This is a genomic window from Deinococcus sp. YIM 77859 (assembly GCF_000745175.1).
Lineage (GTDB): Bacteria > Deinococcota > Deinococci > Deinococcales > Deinococcaceae > Deinococcus.
Map to the genome: position 1 here is coordinate 2,571,344 of NZ_JQNI01000002.1, position 17,127 is coordinate 2,588,470.

General features: G+C 68.9%; 19 protein-coding genes and 1 riboswitch. Of the genes, 15 read left to right on the forward strand and 4 right to left on the reverse strand.

Features of this window, described 5'->3' with window-relative positions; genetic code table 11:
• Positions 1–156: 156 nt before the first annotated feature.
• The 9 genes from rpmI (at position 157) to EI73_RS12830 (ending at position 7,381) form a co-directional block, all read left to right on the forward strand.
• Positions 157–360 (forward strand): 50S ribosomal protein L35, encoded by a 204-nt coding sequence (gene rpmI, locus EI73_RS12790; RefSeq protein WP_034387233.1) that lies wholly within the window; start codon positions 157–159, stop codon positions 358–360.
• 3 nt (positions 361–363) lie between these two features.
• Positions 364–723, forward strand: a complete 360-nt coding sequence (rplT, locus tag EI73_RS12795) for a 50S ribosomal protein L20 (RefSeq protein WP_034387236.1) — start codon at positions 364–366, stop codon at positions 721–723.
• 90 nt (positions 724–813) lie between these two features.
• Entirely contained in the window at positions 814–2,349 is a 1,536-nt protein-coding gene (locus EI73_RS12800) for a sensor domain-containing diguanylate cyclase (RefSeq protein WP_034387239.1), read from the forward strand.
• 49 nt (positions 2,350–2,398) lie between these two features.
• Positions 2,399–3,151 (forward strand): polyphosphate--glucose phosphotransferase, encoded by a 753-nt coding sequence (gene ppgK, locus EI73_RS12805; protein ID WP_034387241.1) that lies wholly within the window; start codon positions 2,399–2,401, stop codon positions 3,149–3,151.
• 42 nt (positions 3,152–3,193) lie between these two features.
• The gene (locus tag EI73_RS12810; RefSeq protein WP_034387243.1) at positions 3,194–3,931 is read left to right on the forward strand and encodes a sporulation protein; all 738 of its coding nucleotides are present in this window, start codon (positions 3,194–3,196) and stop codon (positions 3,929–3,931) included.
• A 33-nt stretch (positions 3,932–3,964) separates the two neighbouring features.
• Positions 3,965–5,137 carry an amidohydrolase family protein gene (locus tag EI73_RS12815; RefSeq protein WP_034387246.1) on the forward strand — a complete coding sequence of 391 codons (1,173 nt, stop codon included), beginning with the start codon at positions 3,965–3,967 and terminating at the stop codon, positions 5,135–5,137.
• Positions 5,138–5,198: 61 nt separating this feature from the next.
• Positions 5,199–5,417 (forward strand): 50S ribosomal protein L31, encoded by a 219-nt coding sequence (gene rpmE, locus EI73_RS12820; RefSeq protein WP_034388295.1) that lies wholly within the window; start codon positions 5,199–5,201, stop codon positions 5,415–5,417.
• Between the two features lie 98 nt (positions 5,418–5,515).
• Entirely contained in the window at positions 5,516–6,157 is a 642-nt protein-coding gene (locus tag EI73_RS12825; protein ID WP_051935531.1) for a thymidine kinase, read from the forward strand.
• A 102-nt stretch (positions 6,158–6,259) separates the two neighbouring features.
• Positions 6,260–7,381, forward strand: coding sequence for a diguanylate cyclase (locus EI73_RS12830; RefSeq protein WP_081909030.1), 1,122 nt, complete (start codon positions 6,260–6,262; stop codon positions 7,379–7,381).
• Here the strand turns inward: EI73_RS12830 and EI73_RS12835 are convergent.
• Complete coding sequence (locus EI73_RS12835; RefSeq protein ID WP_034387248.1) at positions 7,378–8,370, reverse strand: LacI family DNA-binding transcriptional regulator; 993 nt, start codon at positions 8,368–8,370, stop codon at positions 7,378–7,380. The two genes, EI73_RS12830 and EI73_RS12835, sit on opposite strands and share 4 nt — an antisense overlap.
• 141 nt (positions 8,371–8,511) lie before the next feature.
• Between EI73_RS12835 and EI73_RS12840 the strand changes: the two genes are divergently transcribed.
• Genes EI73_RS12840 through EI73_RS12850 form a run of 3 tightly spaced genes read left to right on the forward strand, consistent with a single transcriptional unit; the run spans position 8,512 to position 10,497 of the window.
• Complete coding sequence (locus tag EI73_RS12840) at positions 8,512–9,006, forward strand: copper chaperone PCu(A)C (protein WP_034387249.1); 495 nt, start codon at positions 8,512–8,514, stop codon at positions 9,004–9,006.
• Between the two features lie 10 nt (positions 9,007–9,016).
• The gene (locus tag EI73_RS12845) at positions 9,017–9,673 is read left to right on the forward strand and encodes an SCO family protein (RefSeq protein WP_034387252.1); all 657 of its coding nucleotides are present in this window, start codon (positions 9,017–9,019) and stop codon (positions 9,671–9,673) included.
• Entirely contained in the window at positions 9,670–10,497 is an 828-nt protein-coding gene (locus EI73_RS12850; protein ID WP_034387254.1) for a cytochrome c oxidase assembly protein, read from the forward strand. Before EI73_RS12845 ends, EI73_RS12850 begins: the two co-directional genes overlap by 4 nt.
• Positions 10,498–10,668: 171 nt before the next feature.
• On the opposite strand, the gene hisD is transcribed toward EI73_RS12850, so the two are convergent.
• From hisD to EI73_RS12865, 3 genes are read right to left on the reverse strand one after another with little or no spacing between them, the layout of a single operon-like run.
• Complete coding sequence (gene hisD, locus EI73_RS12855; protein ID WP_034387257.1) at positions 10,669–12,042, reverse strand: histidinol dehydrogenase; 1,374 nt, start codon at positions 12,040–12,042, stop codon at positions 10,669–10,671.
• A gap of 34 nt (positions 12,043–12,076) precedes the next feature.
• Positions 12,077–12,715, reverse strand: coding sequence for a hypothetical protein (locus tag EI73_RS12860; protein WP_034387261.1), 639 nt, complete (start codon positions 12,713–12,715; stop codon positions 12,077–12,079).
• The gene (locus EI73_RS12865) at positions 12,712–13,875 is read right to left on the reverse strand and encodes a phosphopentomutase (RefSeq protein WP_034387263.1); all 1,164 of its coding nucleotides are present in this window, start codon (positions 13,873–13,875) and stop codon (positions 12,712–12,714) included. Before EI73_RS12865 ends, EI73_RS12860 begins: the two co-directional genes overlap by 4 nt.
• A gap of 61 nt (positions 13,876–13,936) precedes the next feature.
• Here EI73_RS12865 and EI73_RS12870 point away from each other — a divergent pair, with 61 nt between their 5' ends.
• The 3 genes from EI73_RS12870 (at position 13,937) to EI73_RS12880 (ending at position 16,954) form a co-directional block, all read left to right on the forward strand.
• Entirely contained in the window at positions 13,937–14,398 is a 462-nt protein-coding gene (locus EI73_RS12870) for a GNAT family N-acetyltransferase (RefSeq protein WP_034387266.1), read from the forward strand.
• Between the two features lie 81 nt (positions 14,399–14,479).
• Positions 14,480–15,250, forward strand: coding sequence for an LPS export ABC transporter ATP-binding protein (gene lptB / locus EI73_RS12875; protein WP_034387269.1), 771 nt, complete (start codon positions 14,480–14,482; stop codon positions 15,248–15,250).
• 15 nt (positions 15,251–15,265) lie between these two features.
• Positions 15,266–16,954, forward strand: a complete 1,689-nt coding sequence (locus tag EI73_RS12880; RefSeq protein WP_034387273.1) for a DUF3084 domain-containing protein — start codon at positions 15,266–15,268, stop codon at positions 16,952–16,954.
• Positions 16,955–17,007: 53 nt separating this feature from the next.
• A riboswitch (ZMP/ZTP riboswitch) is annotated at positions 17,008–17,093 on the forward strand.
• The last annotated feature ends 34 nt before the right edge of the window (positions 17,094–17,127 follow it).

A 17,127-nucleotide genomic window follows, 5' to 3' on the forward strand; every position in this document is an offset into this window, starting at 1 on the left:
CCTCTTGCTCTTTTCCTCCCGCCTCGGCTACAATCCCCCCTTGGTCAAGTGGGGCAGGGTGACCAACGGCTTCGCAGCCGAAAGGCAGAGGAGCGGCCCGCACCCCAGACAGGAACCTTCCGAGAGGAAGCGTGACTGGACTCCAGGAGAGTAACCATGCCAAAGATGAAGACGAAAAAGAGCATGACCCGCCGGGTCAAGGTCACGGCGACCGGCAAGGTCATGGCGTTCAAGAGTGGCAAGCGCCACCAGAACACCGGCAAGAGCGGCGATGAGATTCGCCGCAAGGGCAAGGGTTTCGTGCTCGCCAAGAGCGAGTGGGCCCGCATGAAACTCGGGCTGCTTGCCCAGGGGAAGTGAGCCATGCCGCGCGTTAAGACTGGGATTGTTCGCCGCCGCCGTCACAAAAAGGTGCTCAAGCGCGCCAAGGGCTTCTGGGGCAGCCGTTCCAAGCAGTACCGCAACGCCTTCCAGACGCTGCTGAACGCCGCCACCTACGAGTACCGCGACCGCCGCAACAAGAAGCGCGACTTCCGCCGCCTGTGGATTCAGCGCATCAACGCGGGCGCGAGGCTGCACGGCATGACCTACTCCACCTTCATCGCCGGTTTGAAGGTGGCGGGCGTTGACCTCAACCGCAAGGTGCTCGCCGATATCGCCGCGCGTGAACCCGAAGCCTTTAAGGCGCTGGTGGACACCGCCAAGGGCGCCCGCAACAGCTAAGCGAACGCTGACCAAGACCGCCTCCTCTGCTGGGGGCGGTTGTTGTGTTTTGCAAGAGCGCGGAAAGAGTCGGGTGCCTAACGTGAGGGTGTGTCCGCCGCGCCCCTCCCCGACCATGAATACGCGCGTCTTCTGGAGCTGGCGCGCTATGACGTCTTGGACACTCCTCCAGAGGCTGCCTTTGACCGACTGACTCGCCTCACCGCCCGTGTTCTGCGCGTGCCGGTCGCCGCGATTCATTTCGTGGACCAGGACCGCCAGTGGGGCAAGTCCTGTTTTGGCACCGGTGATACGGCGGTGCGGCGTGAGGTGTCCTTTTGTGCCTGGACCATTCTGGAAGACGGGGTGCTGCTGGTGCCGGACACCACCCGTGACCCGCGTTTTCAGGACAACCCGCTGGTGACCGGCCCAGCACGGCTGCGCATGTACGCGGGCGCGCCGCTGGTGACGCCGCGCGGCTACCGGTTGGGCACCCTCTGCGTGGCCGATACGGTGCCCCGCGTCTTGAGCGCGGGCGAGCTCGCGACCCTGCAGGATCTGGCGGCACTCGTTGTGGACGAGCTGGAACTGCGGCTGCGTCAGCGTGAGCTGGAGGCGCAGGTGGACCGGCAGCGGCGGGAGCTGGCCGAGCTGGAGCAACTGGTTGCCCATGCGCGGGTGCTTGAAGCGGTGAGCGAGCTGCTCGATCTGCCCCTGACCCCGCAGGAGGCCGCGCGGGCTGCCGCCGCCCTGGTGGGTGAAGCGGTCCAGGCCGACTGGACGGGGCTGCTTGCCCTGCAAGGGGAGGCGCTCACCATCCAGGTGGCGCATCACCGGCCCGACCTTCCTCCGGCGCTGCGGAACCTGGCGGAGTGTCTGCCGGAGCTGCCCGGAGGCATCACCCGCTCCCTGCGCGACACGAGGACCGCCACCTACCTGGACGACTACCCCCGGGCACCGGGCGCCCTCCCCGAGGCAGTGGCTGCGGGTGTCAAGGCCGCCGCGTGGGTTCCCTTGGGCCGTGACGAGCAGACGACCTTTCTGCTCGTGGCTGTGCGGGCCGCACCGGGCGAGCACGCGACGTGGCAGCGCAGTGACCGCGCCCTGTTGGACGCCGCCGGGCGAAGCGTCCGGGCGGCTCTGGAGCGCCGCACCGTCTTGGAGGCGCGTGACCGCGCCGTTCGGCAAGACTCCCTCACCGGGATCGGGAACCGTCTGGCCTTCGAGGAGGCCTTGGCGGCTCGGCGGCAAGCGGGCACGCCCTTTCGGCTGGCGGTGATTGACCTCGACGGCTTCAAGGGGGTCAATGACCATGAGGGACATCCGCAGGGTGACCAGGTGCTGCGGGTGTTTGCCGCCGCGTTGCAGGGTGCCGTGGGTGCGGGCAGCGAGGTGTACCGCTACGGGGGTGACGAATTCATCCTGCTGGCGGCGGACCTGACGGAAGAGGAGGTGCTTGAGCAGGTGGATATCGCTGTGTTGGCTGCGCGGCAGGTCACCACCCAGCCGGTTGGGGCCAGCGTCGGGATGGTCGACGACCGCTCGGCCGAAGACGGCGCGGCCCTGCTTGGTCTGGCTGACGAGCGGATGTACGCCACCAAGCGCCGCCGCCGGGACGCTCGTCGGGCGCTCCTGGCCCACGGATGAGGAAACGCCCTGTTCCGGGGAGCACCCCGCGTCCCGTACGCTGTTGCCCATGAGCGTGATCCTGGGGATCGACATCGGTGGGAGCGGCATCAAGGGGGCGCCCGTGGACACGGCGACCGGGAAGCTGGTGGCGGAGCGTTACCGCATTCCCACCCCCGAGGGCGCGGCACCGGACGCCGTTCGGGACGTGGTGGCCGAGCTCGTTCGGCATTTCGGGCACCCGGGACCGGTCGGGGTGACCTTTCCCAGCATCGTGCAGCACGGCAAGACCCTGAGTGCGGCGAACGTGGATCGGGGCTGGATCGGTCTGGACGCCGACGCCCTCTTCACGCGGGCGACCGGGCGTGACGTGACCGTGATCAACGACGCGGACGCTGCAGGACTGGCCGAGGTGAGGTTTGGGGCTGGAGCGGGTGTGCCCGGCGTGGTGCTGGTGCTCACCTTTGGTACGGGCATCGGCAGCGCCCTGATTCATGATGGAGTGCTGGTGCCCAACACGGAGCTTGGGCACCTGTACCTCAAGGGGGATAAACACGCCGAGACCTGGGCTTCTGACCGCGCTCGCGAGCGCGACGACCTGAACTGGAAGCAGTGGGCCAAGCGGGTCAGCCGGTACCTCCAGTACCTCGAAGGCCTCTTCAGCCCTGACCTCTTTATCATCGGTGGGGGCGTGAGCAAAAAGGCCGACAAGTGGCAGCCCCATATCGAGACAAAGCGCACCAAACTGGTCCCCGCTGCCCTCCAAAACGACGCTGGGATCATCGGCGCGGCGATGATGGCCGAGCGGCGCGCCCAGGCCTAAAGCCGGGAACGCTCTCGCCCCCTGCCCCGTACTGTGAGCCGTATGGGATTTCTGAAGAGGATGATGGCGGCCGTCGGGGTGGGTGGCGCACGGGTGGAGACGCAGGTTCATCACCGAGCGGTGCGGATCGGCGAGGAGCTGACCGGCGTGGTGGTGCTTCAGGGGGGCAGTGTCGAGCAGCGCGTCGAGCGCGTCAACATGGGGCTGGCCACCCGCTACCGAGCGGAGGACCAGGACGTGACCCATACGCTGTGGACGCGCCCCGTCCTGGGAAGCATCGACCTGCGTCCCGGCGAGCGGCGTGAGCTGCCCTTCCGTTTCACCGTCCCGCAGGGCACGCCCCTCACGCTGCCGGGCACCGCAGTGTGGCTGGTGACCGATGCCGACATCGCCGGAGCCTTTGATCCGGGCGACCACGATCAGCTTCAGATTCTCCCCAGTCGCGAGATGGAGGTGGTGCTGGAGGCGGCAGGTCGCCTTGGCTTCCGCCTGGCGGGCAGCGAGGTGGAGTACCACCATGGGCGGGTTGTGCAGGAGCTCAGCTTCCGGCCGCCCTATGGGGCTTCCGGCATTCAGGAACTCGAACTGATGCTGTTTCCCGCAGCGGGCGGTGGGTTGGACGTGCGGCTGGAGGTGGACCGCCGCGCGCGTGGCCTCGCCAGCCTCTTTGTCGAGGAGTTCGAGCAGCAGAGCTTCTGGCACGTTCCGGGCGCGCTGCTCGCGCAGGGACCGGAGGCGGTGGCGCGCGAGCTCGCGAGACGGGTACAGGCCCGGCACTGACCGGGAGGAGCCCGGCGCGGCAGAATGCGGCTCATGACGGTTCAGCCTGCTGACCCCCACCTGCCCGAACTCCTGACCTGCGACGTGCTCTTTACCGGCATTGGGGGAGGCCACGCACCCGGTGGGGTGGTGGTGGCGAACGGGACCATCGCGGCGGCGGGCGACCCCACCTCCCTGCGCGTCCGTTACCCTCAGGCGCGGGAACGGCGGGCCGGAGCCGTGATCGCTCCGCCGCCCGTCAATGCCCATACGCACCTCGACATGAGTGCCTATGCCTTCCAAGCGCTGCCCTATTTCCGCTGGCTGCCCGAAGTGGTGGTCGCCCAGCGCGAGAAGCGGGGCGTGGCGGGGGCGCAGGCCGGGGCCGATACCCTCGCGCGCCTGGGCGTAGGAGCCGTGGGCGACATCGTGTACATGCACGCCCCGGAGGTGATGGACGCGCTCCTTGCCCGCGAGGACCTGCGCGGGGTGCTGTACTACGAGGTGCTGGGGCCCTTTCCGGAGCGTGCCGACGAGATTTTTCGGCAGGTGCGCGGGCGCCTGGACGCTTGGCGCCGGCAGGAGCGGCCCGGCGGTCCCCGGGTCGGCCTCAGCCCCCACACGCCCTACACCGTCAGTTCCCGGCTGCTGCGCCTGGTGACCGAGTACGCTGCGGGCGAGGGTCTGCCCCTCCAGATTCACGTCGCGGAGCATCCTGCCGAGGGAGAACTGTTCCGTACGGGCCGTGGGCCGCTGTGGGAGGGCCGAATCCCGGCGCTCTTTCCACCCGCCTTTGCGGAGGTGATCGGGCGCCCGCCGGAGCCGGAGCTCACGCCTGTTCGTTATCTCGACGAGCTGGGGGTGCTCGCGGCTCGGCCAACCCTGGTGCATCTGGCCAATGTCACGCCGGAGGATATCGCCCGGGTAGCGCGGGCCGGCTGTACGGTCGTCACCTGTCCTCGCAGCAACGCGCACCTGGCGTGCGGAACCTTTCCCTGGGCGCAGGTTGCGGCAGCCGGTGTAGAGATTGCTCTGGGCACGGATTCGGTGGCCAGTGGCGGCAGCCTCGACGTGCGCGAGGAGGTTGCTTTCGCCCGCACGCTGTACCCCGACCTTGACCCCCGCCTGCTGGTGCGTGCGGCGGTCAAGGGCGGACATCGCGTCACCGGGACGCGAGGACCGCTTCTGCAACGCGGTGAAGCCTGGCATACCCACTACGTCTGGTGACGTGCTAAACTCCTAGAGTTGCCCGTTACGCACAGAAGACGTGACGGAGGAGGCAGAGAGCATGAAAAAAGACATCCACCCGAAAGCCGTGCCCACCAAGATCATCTACCAGGGCAAGGTCGTTATGGAAACCCTGAGCACCCGTCCTGAGATTCACGTGGACGTGTGGAGCGGCGCGCACCCCTTCTGGACCGGCGAGGAGCGTTTCGTGGACACCGAGGGCCGCGTCGACAAGTTCAACAAGCGCTTCGGTGACAGCTACCGCAACAAGAAGAAGTAAGGCGCGAAGCCTGAACGCCCCGCCTTGTCAGCGGGGCGTTTTTGGGTGCAGGGGGTGGGGAGAGCTTTGGCGCTCTGCCCTCTGCCATACTTCCCCACGTGCTGAAGTCTCCCTACCACGGCGGTCACCTCGAAGTCATCGTCGGGCCGATGTTCAGCGGCAAGAGCGAGGAGCTGATTCGCCGCCTCACGCGGGCCGTGATCGCCCGGCAGCGGGTCGCGGTGTTTAAGCCTGCGCTGGATGACCGCTACCACGCCACCCAGGTGGCCAGCCATGCGGGGCGCAGCATCGAGGCGGTGGCGGTGCGGGACGCCGCCGACATCCGCGCATACCTTGCGGGCGAGGGACCGCTTCTTCGGGCGTCCGAACACACCTTGCCGGAGGTGGTCGGCATCGATGAGGCGCAGTTTTTCGGACCGGACCTCGGGCCGCTGGTCCTCGATCTGGCGGAAGCGGGGGTGCGGGTGATCCTGGCGGGTCTGGACCTTGATTTCCGTGCCGAGCCCTTTGGCTGCATGCCGGACCTGCTGGCCCGCGCCGAGAGCGTCGAGAAGCTCACGGCGATCTGCACCGTTTGCGGCGCTCCTGCGACCCGCTCGCAACGCTTGATCGGCGGCCAACCTGCCCGCTGGAACGACCCAGTGGTGCTGGTCGGCGCTCAGGAGACCTACGAGGCTCGCTGCCGCGTTCATCACGAGGTGCGTTGCCCGGAAGCCGCCGTGGCCGAATCCAGCTTCTAAGGCGCGGAACGCCTGCTGGCTGCGCCCAGGTGAATGTGTTCGTTGCCAGCCCCACGGACCCCTTACACTGGGGTGATTCCACCGCACCGTCATGGAGGGTCTGTGAAGAGTCCGATGCGCTCCGGTTTGCCGCAGTTTCCCGATTCCCTGTCCTGGGTGATGCCGCAACGGCGGATGTTCAGCCTGCTGGTCTGCCTGGGCGTAGTGGCCTGTGGGGCGGCGCTGCTGGTGCAGGCACCGACCTTCGATCCGCTGGACCGGGTGGCGCTCCCGACGCTGGTGCTGACGCTGCTGGGTCTGCAACTGGCCGTGACGCGGCGATGGTTGACGATTCAGCAGGCGGCGGTGCTGGCCTACGCGACGACGACCCTGTACTTCCTGTTGGCGCTCGACCATCAGTTCCGGGTGTTCGCGCCCGAAACCCACATGCTCAGCGAGAGCACCTACTGGTTCCCGGTGCTGTATGCCGGGGCATTTCTGCTGTATCCGCCCACGCAGGCCGCCTGGCTGGCGGGCGGCACGTACCTGGTGACGCTGGGGCTGTGTTTGGCCCACCTCCTGGCTGGACCCGGCGCCGGGGACATGCGGTTGACAGCGGCTACCGTGCAGTTCCTGCTGGTCAGCGCTGTCATGATTGCGGTGCAGGCCACCTTTGGGGTGCAGCGCCTGCACCTGCTGGCCGCGCGTGAGGCGGCCTACCGTGACGCTCTGACCGGGCTTGCCAATCGCCGAGCAGCAGAAGAACGGCTGGCGTCGCTCGCCGCGACTGGGGAGAAGTTCACGCTGGTGCTGTTTGACCTCGATCACTTCAAGGCCATCAACGACGTGCATGGCCACGCGGCGGGGGACCGCGTGCTGTGCGGGGTGGGCCGAGTGGCGCAGCAGCTTCTGCCGCCCAGCGGAATGGCGGCCCGCTGGGGCGGGGAAGAGTTTCTGCTGATTCTGCCGCCGCTTCCAGAGTGGCGGGTGCAGACCCTTCTGAACACCCTGCGTACCCAGATGCTGGCCCAGCGGTACGGGGCCATCGAGGGGATCATGGCCTCTTTCGGCGTGGCGACGGCCCTGGACGGTGAGCATCCCGACGCCGTGCTGGCCCGTGCGGACGCAGCGATGTACGCCGTCAAACGCCGGGGCCGCAACGCCGTGCTGCTCGCTGAGGAGCACGCGCCCTCCCCACAACCCGCCGAGCCCCGTCGCCTGAGTGGTGCCCGAGCCGGGGACTAGGCGGTGTCGCGCACAACCAGGCGCGGCTCAAAGCGGCGGACGCGGGGTGGCCCCCGGTAGCCGCCCAGGCGGGTCAGGAGAAGTTGCGCGGCTTCGTACCCCATCTGCTCAACCGGCTGGTGCAGGGTGGTCAGGCCGCGCGCCGCCGCCCAGGGCTGGTCATCGAAGCCGATGACGCGCACGTCCTGTCCGGCGGTAAGCCCCCGCACGCGCACCTCGTCCAGCAGGGCGGCGGCCAGGAGGTCAGCCGAGGCGAAGACCGTACAGGGAAACCGAGCACCGTCGAGCAGGGTAGCCGCCACGTTGCGGGCCGCGAGGGCATCAAAACTCGCCGTAAATTCGCCCTGCACCTCGCGTCCAGCGGCCTGGAGCGCCTCGTGAAAGCCCGCTCGGCGCTCCTTGAAGACGCGGGTCGTGAAGAGCTGGTCGAGTTCGGTTTCCACCCAGATCGCATACAGCTCGCCGGGCAGCCTGGCGGCGTACTCACCGGCAAGCCGCCCGCCGAGCACATTGTCCATAAAGGCGCAGTCCACGTTCTGCGCGTGGGCATCCACCAGGACGGTTGGTTGCTGACTGCGCACCCGGCGTTCGCTCAGCAGGCCGGTGAGGTTGTAGGTGACCATCACCAGGCCGTCGGCCTGATAGGCGAGCGTATGCGACCCCAGGTAGCGCTCCAGCCGCGAGCGGTCCAGCAGTGGGAAAATAGCGACGTCGTAGCGCGCCTCCTGAAAGGCCGTTTCTAGGCCGTCGAGGAGCCGCACGTAGAACTCCGTGGTGACCACCGGCAGCAACACGCTGATGGTGTAGCTTTTTCCGCCGGCGATGCGCCGCGCGTGTGGGTTAGGCGTATAGTCGAGCTCCGCGATGGCCTTGAGTACCGCCTCGCGCGTCACGTCCTTGACCGCCGCGTGGTTATTCAGCACCCGGGACACGGTGCCGACGCCCACTCCGGCCCGCCGGGCGACATCCTGAATCGTGGGTTTCCGCATAGCTCTTCTGCCACCATACCCCTTTCCGTGGAACAGGTTCCACCGCCGCCCTCAGGGAGGAGAGCCGGGGGACAATCCGGCCTGGCCTGCCCGCCTAGACTCCGGGAAAGCGGGCCAGAACGTTTTCCAAGGAGGCTCCTCATGTCGACACCCACTCCCCTGTTTGCTGCTCTCGCGCTTGCTGCCGTCCTTCTTCCCGCCGCTGCCCTGAACGCCGCGCGCAGCCAGCCCGCTCAGTCCCGCCCCGCGCCGCTGCCCCTCACGGTACAGGGGGCGACGGTCGTGGCTGTCCCGCCCGTCGCCAGCGAGACGAGCGCTCTGATGACCCTGCGGAACAGCGGAAAGGCGCCGGTGGTCCTTACGGGCGCGTCTGCGGCGGTCGCCGGTCACGTCATGCTGATGACCACCCGCAAGGACGCGCAGGGCCGCCTGGGCATGCAGGCCGTGCGGACCCTGACCGTGCCTGCCGGAGGCACCCTGAACCTCACCCAGGGCGGTGACCACCTCATGCTGATGGACCTGAAGCGGCCGCTGAAGGTGGGGGAGACGCTGCGCCTCAAGCTCACGGCCAAGGATGGCCGAACGCTGAATGTGAACGCGGTGGTTCGCCTGCCGGGCCTGAACCACGAACACTGAGGGCGACGCTGTGACGGACCTTCCCACCCCTGCCCCCGCCGCACGGCCCTGGTACATCTCTGCCCTGCTCGCCCTGCTCGCCGTGGCTCTGTTGTTGGGGGGCGCGTGGGTGTTTGCGCGCGTCAGAAGTCCTTTTCCCTTCTACGGCACCGCCTACGCGCCTCCTGTGGCGGCCCAGCCCTTTCGGGGAACCGACCAAAACGGCCAGCCCTGGGCCTTCCAGCCGGGGGGGACCGGCCGCGTCACCGCCCTCTTCTTCGGGTTCACCCACTGCCCGAACATCTGTCCTCTCAGCCTGGCGTACCTGGACAGGGCGCGCCGGGCCCTGCCCCCGGAAGAGCGTGCTCGCTTTGAGATCGTGCTGGTGAGCGTGGATCCCGACCGCGACACGCCCGCTCGCCTCAAGGCATATGTGGACTTTTTCGGAAAGGCCACCGGGGTGCGCGTACCGGAGCCTGCCCTCTCGGAGGTGGCGCGGGCCTACGGCGTCGCCTACCAAAAAGCCGACGTACAGGGACCGCAGAACTACCAACTCAACCACACCACCGCCACGTACCTGGTCGACGCTGCTGGCCGCCTGCGCGTCTTGTGGGACTACACGCAGCTCCCGCAGGTGGACCGCGTTGTGCGCGACATCCGCTACGTTCTGGAGAACCCTGCCCCATGACCCCGCCTGCCCCCACCCTGAATCCAAGCCTCGCCGAGCTGCTCACCCTGCACGTGGATCCGCTGGTGTGGGTGCCCGTGCTCGCCGTCACGGGCTTTTATCTCTGGCGTTACGCTCAGGTCCGGCGCACGCCCGCCGGTGCGGCTCGCTGGCCCCTCTGGAAGGTGGGGCTGTTTCTGCTGGGGATAGGGCTGCTGATTCTCGCCACGCAGTCTGCCGCCACCACCTTCACCCTCAACAGCATGGCCCTGTACATGGCCCGTCTGATGGTCCTCGCGGAGGTCGTGCCCCCGCTGCTCGTTCTGGGCCTTCCGCGCGGCCTCCGCCTGGACCCGCGCCGCCCCCTGGGCCGCGTTCTGGGGGTGCTGCTTGACCCCTGGGTGGCCCTCGCCGTGTGGACGGCCGTCATCATTTTTTGGAATATTCCGGCGGGCTTGAACGCCTCGGTCGTGACGAATACGGCTGCCGCGCTCCTGCCTGCCCTGTACCTGTTGAGCAGCCTGCTGGTATGGAGCGTCGTGCTGCGGCCGCTGCCCAGCGTGCAGCCCGCTCACGTCGGCTCGCGGGGCTGGTTCGGCCTGCTGGCCTCGCTCCCCATGATGGCGGTCGCCGCCGTGTGGCTGTACTCGCGGGAGGTGCTGTACACGCCCTACGTCTCGGCGCTGTGCCTGTGGAACCTCACCCCGCTCCAAAACCAGCAGCTCAGCGGATGGATCATGATGCTGGCGGGTCTTCCGGCGATGGCGCTCGCGTTCGTGCAGCTACTCATGTGGCTGATCCGGCTGGCGGACGGCGAGGAGACGCCTCCGGCGACGCGGGGGTAGGGACAGAAGAGGTGACCGCCTTCCGCGTTTGGGAGGCGGGTTGTCTCATGGGCAGGGCATCGCCCCACCTCCAGAGGGGGCAGGGAGCGGCGCTGCGCCGGTTTGGAACGATGGGGCAGAACGGCTGGGCAGAGGAGTGCGTGAAAGCCATGCCCCTGCCTGCTCTGCTGCCTAGCGCCCCGAGTCCTCCTCCAGCGCCTTCAGCGTCTCCAAGGGGCGCGCCTCGGGCACCTCGGCGGCCCAGCGGCTCTCGATGGCGCGGGCGTGGGCTTCGAGGCCCTCGGCGCGGGCGAGGCGGGCGGCGGCTGGGCCGATCCGGCGCAGGGTTTCCTCGTTCACGCCGACGACGCTGATGATGTTCTGAAAGTCGCGGACGTTGACGGGGCTCATGAAGCGGGCGGTGCCACCGGTGGGCATCACGTGGCTGGGACCGGCCACGTAGTCGCCCAGCGCCTCCATGCTCGCCTCGCCCAGGAACACCCCGCCCGCCCGCTGCACACGGCCAAGCAGACTCCAGGGGTCACGGGTGAGCAGGCAGAGGTGCTCGGGGGCATACAGGTTGGCGAGGTCCAGGGCCTCGTCGAGCCCGCTGGCGAGCACGATCTTGAGGCGAGCCGTCACGCTGTCGCGCGCCCAGGAGCGGTTGGGCTCAGGCAGGGCCTCGAGTTGACCATTCAGCTCGTTCTGCACCTCCACAAGCAGGTCCCGGCTGGTGGAGATCAGGACGGGTTCTGCGCCCAGGTGCTCGGCCTGTGCGAGCAGGTCGGCGGCCACGAAGCGGGGGCGAGCGCTCTCGTCCGCCACCACCAGCGTTTCGGTCGGACCGGGCAGGCTCTCGATGCCCGTCAGGCCGTACACCATCCGCTTGGCGATCACCACAAAGAGGTTGCCGGGCCCCGCGATCTTGTCCACGGCGGGGATGCTGGCCGTGCCGTAGGCGAGCGCCCCGATGGCCTGCGCGCCGCCCACCCGGAACACGCGGTCAATCCCAACCTCACGCGCCGCGACGAGAAGAGCGGGGTGAATGGTGCCGTCTCGTCCGGGGGGCGTCGTCACGATCAGTTCGGGCACACCCGCCACCCGCGCCGGAACCGCCGTATGAATCAGGGTGCTCAGCAGGGGCGCGAGGCCGCCCGGCACGTACACGCCGACGCGCGAGAGCGGGCGCACAAGCTGGCCCAGCGTTCCCTCGGGCCCCTCGGCCAGGAAGCCGCGAGCGGGCTGCTGCTCATAAAAAGCCCGGACGCGCGAGACGGCGAGGCGAATGGCCCCGTGCAGTTCGGGGCTGATCTGTGCCGCCGCGATCTCCTCCCGCGTCACCTCGAGCGCGCCGGGTCGGCTGCCGTCCAGCCGTTCGGTCCAGTCGCGTAGGGCCTCGTCACCCCGGGCCCTCACGTCGGCCAGGATGCGCGTGACGACCTCCTCGGGCGTGAGCCTCTCGCCAAAGGTCGCCTCGATCCGCCCCAGGACACTCTCGGGTACGGGGATTTCACTAAAGGAACGGGTCAGGGCCGCACGGGCGGCATCACCTTGAAGAATGTGCATGGCGTCTCCTGAGGCTTGGAACAGGGTGCGGACATCACGGCGCCCGCCGCCGTCGCCGCTCGGCTTGGGCCTGGCGGGGAGAGAGCAACGTCGCCTCGATGGGGCCAAAGTCCGTGGGCTGGATCAGGCGCAGCAGGCGGTGGGGGGGAGCCTGCTCCACGGACACGTAGGCCCCGCCGGGGCGCAGGAAGTACGTGCGGGCCGGAACCCCACTGACTTCAGCCTCGGGCAGACGCTGCACCAGCACGTGGCCGCCGGTCATGCGCACCTGGGTTCGGTCCACGTCCCCGAGCACGCGCAGGAACAGCAGCAGGGAGACCGGATCGTGGTACTCGGTCGTGAGGGGCAGGGTGGCCTCGTCCTTGCCCTGGCGCAGGATCACCAGGCCGGAGCGGCGGTCAAAGGTCGTCTCGAAGCTGGCCTTGCCGCGTCCGTCACCCTCGGCGTAGTGCAGGCTGGTCAGCAGGCGGGGGTGCAGGCGGCTCAGCTGTACCCGGCGCACCTCCGGCAGCACGCCGCCGAAGTCGGTCTGCACCCGCGCGACAACCGCGCTGCGTTCCGGATGCAGGGCCCACTCCTGCTCGCCCGCGTAGCGTCCCCCCAGCAAGAGTGTCAGGCTAAAGGTCTCCGGCTGCGTCCGGAAATCAGCGGGTTCCGCTGCCGCGCCGCTCATTTCAGGGCCGGCCAGAAACTCTCACCCGGCCCGTTCCACTGTGCCCCCAGCGCCTCTGCGGCGGTCGCGCCCACGTCCGCAAAGGTGGCCCGCTCGCCCAGGTCCAGCGCGCCGATGCCCGGGCGGTACCCCAGCAGCATCCCGTACTCGCGGGTGTGGTCGGTGCCGTGCCAGGTGGGGTCATTGCCGTGGTCACTGACGATGAGAAGCGCCCCGTCTTCCGGCACCGCGGCGAGAATCTCCGGCAGGGCCGCGTCGAACTGTGCGAGGGCGGCGCTGTACCCGGCGGGGTCGCGGCGGTGCCCGAACTTCGCGTCGAAGTCCACCAGGTTGGTAAAGATCAGGCCCTGTCCGCCCCGGCGCATGCGCGCAACGGTCTTGGCGATGCCGTCCGCGTTGTTGTCGGTGTGAATCTCCTCGCTAAAGCCCCGGTGCGCGTAGATATCGGGAATCTTGCCGATGCCGGTGACCTCCCGCCCCGCTTCCCGCAGCGCGTCGAGCACGTTATGGGGCGGCACCAACGAGAAGTCCTTGCGGTGCTCGTTCGCTCGCTCGAAGGGATGCTCGCCCCGGAAAGGCCGGGCGATCACCCGCGCCACCGCGTACTCGCCCTGGAGAAGTTCACGGGCGGCCTGGCACCACGCGTAGAGCTGCGGGAGGGGCACCACGTCCTCGTGGGCGGCGATCTGAAACACGCTGTCCGCACTCGTGTACACGATGGGAAAGCCGGTCCGCAGGTGCTCTTCGCCGTAGTCGCGAATGACGTCCGTGCCGCTGTAGGGCTTGTTGCAGAGGTGGCCGCGCCCCGTCGCCGCGTCGAAGCGGTCCATCACGGCGGGCGGAAAGCCCTGCGGGAAGACCTGAAAGGCGTGCTGAAGCTGCACGCCCATGAATTCCCAGTGCCCGGTCGAGGTGTCCTTGCCGGGGCTCACCTCTCGCATTCGGCCGTAGGCACCCTGCACCTCACCCGCCGGAAGTGTTCCGGGTGAAGTCTGCACGGTCGGCACTCGCGAGAGGCCCAGGCGGGCCAGATGGGGCAGAGGGACGGGGGCCGCCTCCAGCGTGTGATTCAGGGTATGCGCGCCCGCGTCCCCAAACTGGGCGGCGTCGGGAAGTGCTCCTACGCCCACGGAATCCAGCACGATGATGGTCAAGAGCATGGGGGTAGTGTACGGCGTGGGGTCATGACCCGGCCTGCGCCAGCGGGGGTAGACTCTGCTGATGCGGCTGACCCTGCGAAAGGCGGAGCCCCAGGAGGCGGGGCCCCTCAGTGACCTCGCCTGGGCGTCCAAGGCCTTTTGGGGGTACGGCGCCGACTTGATGGAGGCTTGCCGTGCTGACCTCACCGTTTCGGCGCGGGATATCCAGGAAGGGCTGTACGTCGTGGCCGAGCAGGAGGAGGGCTGCCGGGTGGGCTTTTACAGCTTGGCGCAGCCGCCAGCAGAGCCGTATCTAAAAGACCTCTTTGTCGCCCCGGAGTTCATCGGGCGGGGAGTGGGCCGCCTCCTGTGGCAGGACGCGGTCACGCGGGCTCGCGGGCTGAACTGGGCGTTCCTCCTGCTGGAGAGTGACCCGCACGCCGAGGGGTTCTACCGCGCCATGGGTGCTGTTCGGGTGGGTGAGGTGCCTTCACCCGTCTTGCCCGGGCGGGTGCTGCCGCTGATGCGTCTCGATCTCCGCTGAGCACGGTCGTTGGCCGTTGCCCGGTTCCCTTCGTCGCCTCCCTCACCGCCCCACCCGAGGCCCCGTGCTACGCTCCCAGGCGTGACTGCTCCTGCCGCCCTGCCCACCGTCACGCCTGCCCTCCCGCGGCCCGAACTCATGGCGGAGGGCCTCAGCAAGAGCTACGGGCGGCGGCAGGTGGTGCGCGGGGTGGACTTCACGGTGCGGCCCGGCGAGATCGTGGCGCTCTTTGGGCCCAACGGGGCCGGGAAAACCACGACCTTTTACATGGTGGTGGGTTTTATTCGGCCCAACCGGGGCCGTATTCGTTTAGGGGACCGGGACGTGACGCGGCTTCCGATGCACCAGCGGGCACGGCTGGGCTTGGGCTACCTGCCGCAGGAGCCCAGTGCCTTTCGCAAGCTCACCGCGCGTGACAATCTCCTGGCTATCCTGGAGTACCAGAAGCTTTCGCGCGCCGAGCAGGAAGCTCGCGCCGACGCCCTGCTGGCCGAATTCGGCCTGACGCACCTCGCGGGCAGCTACGCCTACCAGCTTTCGGGCGGTGAGCGCCGCCGCCTGGAACTTGCCCGCGCCCTCACCACCGATCCCGACTACCTGCTGCTCGACGAGCCGTTTACCGGCGTGGACCCCAAGAGCATTCGCGAGATCCAGCGCCTGATCCGCGAGCTGCGCGACCGCCGCGGGATCGGTGTCTTTATCACTGACCACAACGTGCGCGAGACGATCGCCCTGACCGACCGGGTGTACCTGATGTTCGACGGGGAAGTGAAGTTCCAGGGCACTCCGCAGGAGTTCGCAGCGGACGAGGATGCCCGCCGCCACTACCTCGGCGACGACTTCGAGCTGTAAGGCGGGTGCGGGCGCGTGCTGTGGCTCTTTTTGCCCTTTGTGGTGATTCTCTCGGGCGTGGTGGCGTATGCCGCCGACACCATCGCCAAGAAGGTGGGCCGCAAGCACCTGCGCTGGTTTGGGCTGCGGCCCAAAACCACAGCCCTGATCGTGGCGGTGCTCTCGGGCATGGGGATCAGCGCTGCCAGCCTGACCGCCTTTTTGTTGCTCAACCGCAGCGCGGTCAGGACCATTGCCCAGGCCGATCAGCTCCGCCCGCAGATCAACGCCCTGCGGGAGGAGGTGCGGGCGGTGCAGGAGGACCTTCAGGCGGCGCAGCGCGAGCGTGACACCGCGCGGAGCGAGGCCGAGCGGCTGCGCCGAGAACGGGAGACCGCCCGCGCAAACCTCCTCCAGGCCACCCGGGAGCTGCGGGGGGCGCAGGCGGCCCGCGAGACGGCGCAGGCCCAGGCTGGAGCGCTCCAGGCCCGCGTGACCGAACTCACGGAGCTGCGCGAGGCGCTTGAAGCCCGCGCCGAGCAGAGCCGGGCCCGGCTGGCGGCGTCGGAGGCAGCCCTGGCGGCCAGCCGGGCCCGCGCCCGCGACCTCGACGCGCGGGTTCAGGCGTTGGGGGAGCAGGTCGCGACCCTCGATGCCCGCGCCGCTCAGGCAGAAGCCGAAGCGACGCGGGCCCAGGTCCGGGCGCGGGCGGCACAGCTCCGGGCCGAAGCGGCCCAGACGCGCGCAGCGCAGCTCGACGCGCAGGTCCGGGCGCTGGAAGCCTCCCGCCAGAGCACCGAAGCCCAGCGCAATGCCCTCGCGCAGGAGCGGGACGCGGCCCGTGCCGCTCGTGACGCTGCCGTTGCCGCCCGCGCCCAGGCCGAGGCGGGGCGGCTCGCCGCGCAGCAGGACCGCGACCGCCTCGCCGCTGAGCGCCGCGACCTGATCGCTGCGCGTGACCGCCTGCGGGCCGAGCGGGACAGCGCCCTGCGCGAACGCGACCGGGTCCGTGCCGACCTCGCCGCGCTGCGCACCCAGCAGGCCGACCTGCGGGCCGCCAACGAGACGCTCGCGCGGGATCTCGCCTCGACACGCGCCAGCCTGGGCAAGTTACAGGACGAATACTCCAGTGCTCGCACCGAACTCAGCGCCAGCCGCAGCGCGGACCTCGCCTTTCCCAAGAACGATCTGGTGTACGCAGGGGTCGTTCCCAGCGTGCGCAACCTCGACACGTTCTTGCAGGATGCCGCCGCCGCCGCGAGCAGTCGGGGCGCGAAGGGGAATCCGGCGGCTCGCCTGAGCGCCCCCGCGCGCGCCGCCCTCGAAACCAAGCTGCGCGGCTTGAATGCGAGCACCTTTGTGCAGTGCCGCGCGGCCAACAACACGGCGGTAGGCTTCCCGGTGGACCTGATCTGTGACGCGCGCCCCAACAGCATGCTGTACCGCGGCGGGCAGCCCATTCGCCGCGCGACCATCACGCTGGGGGGAGACACCCGCGACCTCCAGAACCAGATTCAGAACCTGGTGCAGGATACCGTCGTCGACCTCACCACCCGCGGCGTGCCCAGCGAGTACATCACCAACCAGGGCCTTGACGTGAACGAGTTTGTTGACCTCCTGACCCGCTTGGGAAGCCGCACCGGCCCGAGTGCGACCGTGGGGATCGCGGCCCGCGAGGACGTGCGCCCCGGCAGCCGGGTCGACCTGTATCCCGTGCTGCCCTAGGCGAGCGGACCTCCGCGCGTTTCTTCGGCTTCTGTCCTGCTGTATCCTGCCGGCACAGCGGTGGCGACTGGCGCTGAACGTGGAGCCGACCACGGGGAAGCCACCGGCAGAGACTGGACCGCGCGCCTGGGTCGGACGCCCCGCAGCCTACGCGGGAGCGTCCGTCATCTTGG

Excerpts from the sequence above, each read along its gene's own strand:
- rpmI (WP_034387233.1), top strand. The coding sequence starts at position 157 with ATGCCAAAGATGAAGACGAAAAAGAGCATGACCCGCCGGGTCAAGGTC.
- rplT (WP_034387236.1), top strand. The coding sequence starts at position 364 with ATGCCGCGCGTTAAGACTGGGATTGTTCGCCGCCGCCGTCACAAAAAG.
- ppgK (WP_034387241.1), top strand. The coding sequence starts at position 2,399 with ATGAGCGTGATCCTGGGGATCGACATCGGTGGGAGCGGCATCAAGGGG.
- EI73_RS12810 (WP_034387243.1), top strand. The coding sequence starts at position 3,194 with ATGGGATTTCTGAAGAGGATGATGGCGGCCGTCGGGGTGGGTGGCGCA.
- EI73_RS12815 (WP_034387246.1), top strand. The coding sequence starts at position 3,965 with ATGACGGTTCAGCCTGCTGACCCCCACCTGCCCGAACTCCTGACCTGC.
- rpmE (WP_034388295.1), top strand. The coding sequence starts at position 5,199 with ATGAAAAAAGACATCCACCCGAAAGCCGTGCCCACCAAGATCATCTAC.
- EI73_RS12835 (WP_034387248.1), bottom strand. The coding sequence starts at position 8,370 with ATGCGGAAACCCACGATTCAGGATGTCGCCCGGCGGGCCGGAGTGGGC.
- EI73_RS12840 (WP_034387249.1), top strand. The coding sequence starts at position 8,512 with ATGTCGACACCCACTCCCCTGTTTGCTGCTCTCGCGCTTGCTGCCGTC.
- EI73_RS12850 (WP_034387254.1), top strand. The coding sequence starts at position 9,670 with ATGACCCCGCCTGCCCCCACCCTGAATCCAAGCCTCGCCGAGCTGCTC.
- hisD (WP_034387257.1), bottom strand. The coding sequence starts at position 12,042 with ATGCACATTCTTCAAGGTGATGCCGCCCGTGCGGCCCTGACCCGTTCC.
- EI73_RS12860 (WP_034387261.1), bottom strand. The coding sequence starts at position 12,715 with ATGAGCGGCGCGGCAGCGGAACCCGCTGATTTCCGGACGCAGCCGGAG.
- EI73_RS12865 (WP_034387263.1), bottom strand. The coding sequence starts at position 13,875 with ATGCTCTTGACCATCATCGTGCTGGATTCCGTGGGCGTAGGAGCACTT.
- EI73_RS12870 (WP_034387266.1), top strand. The coding sequence starts at position 13,937 with ATGCGGCTGACCCTGCGAAAGGCGGAGCCCCAGGAGGCGGGGCCCCTC.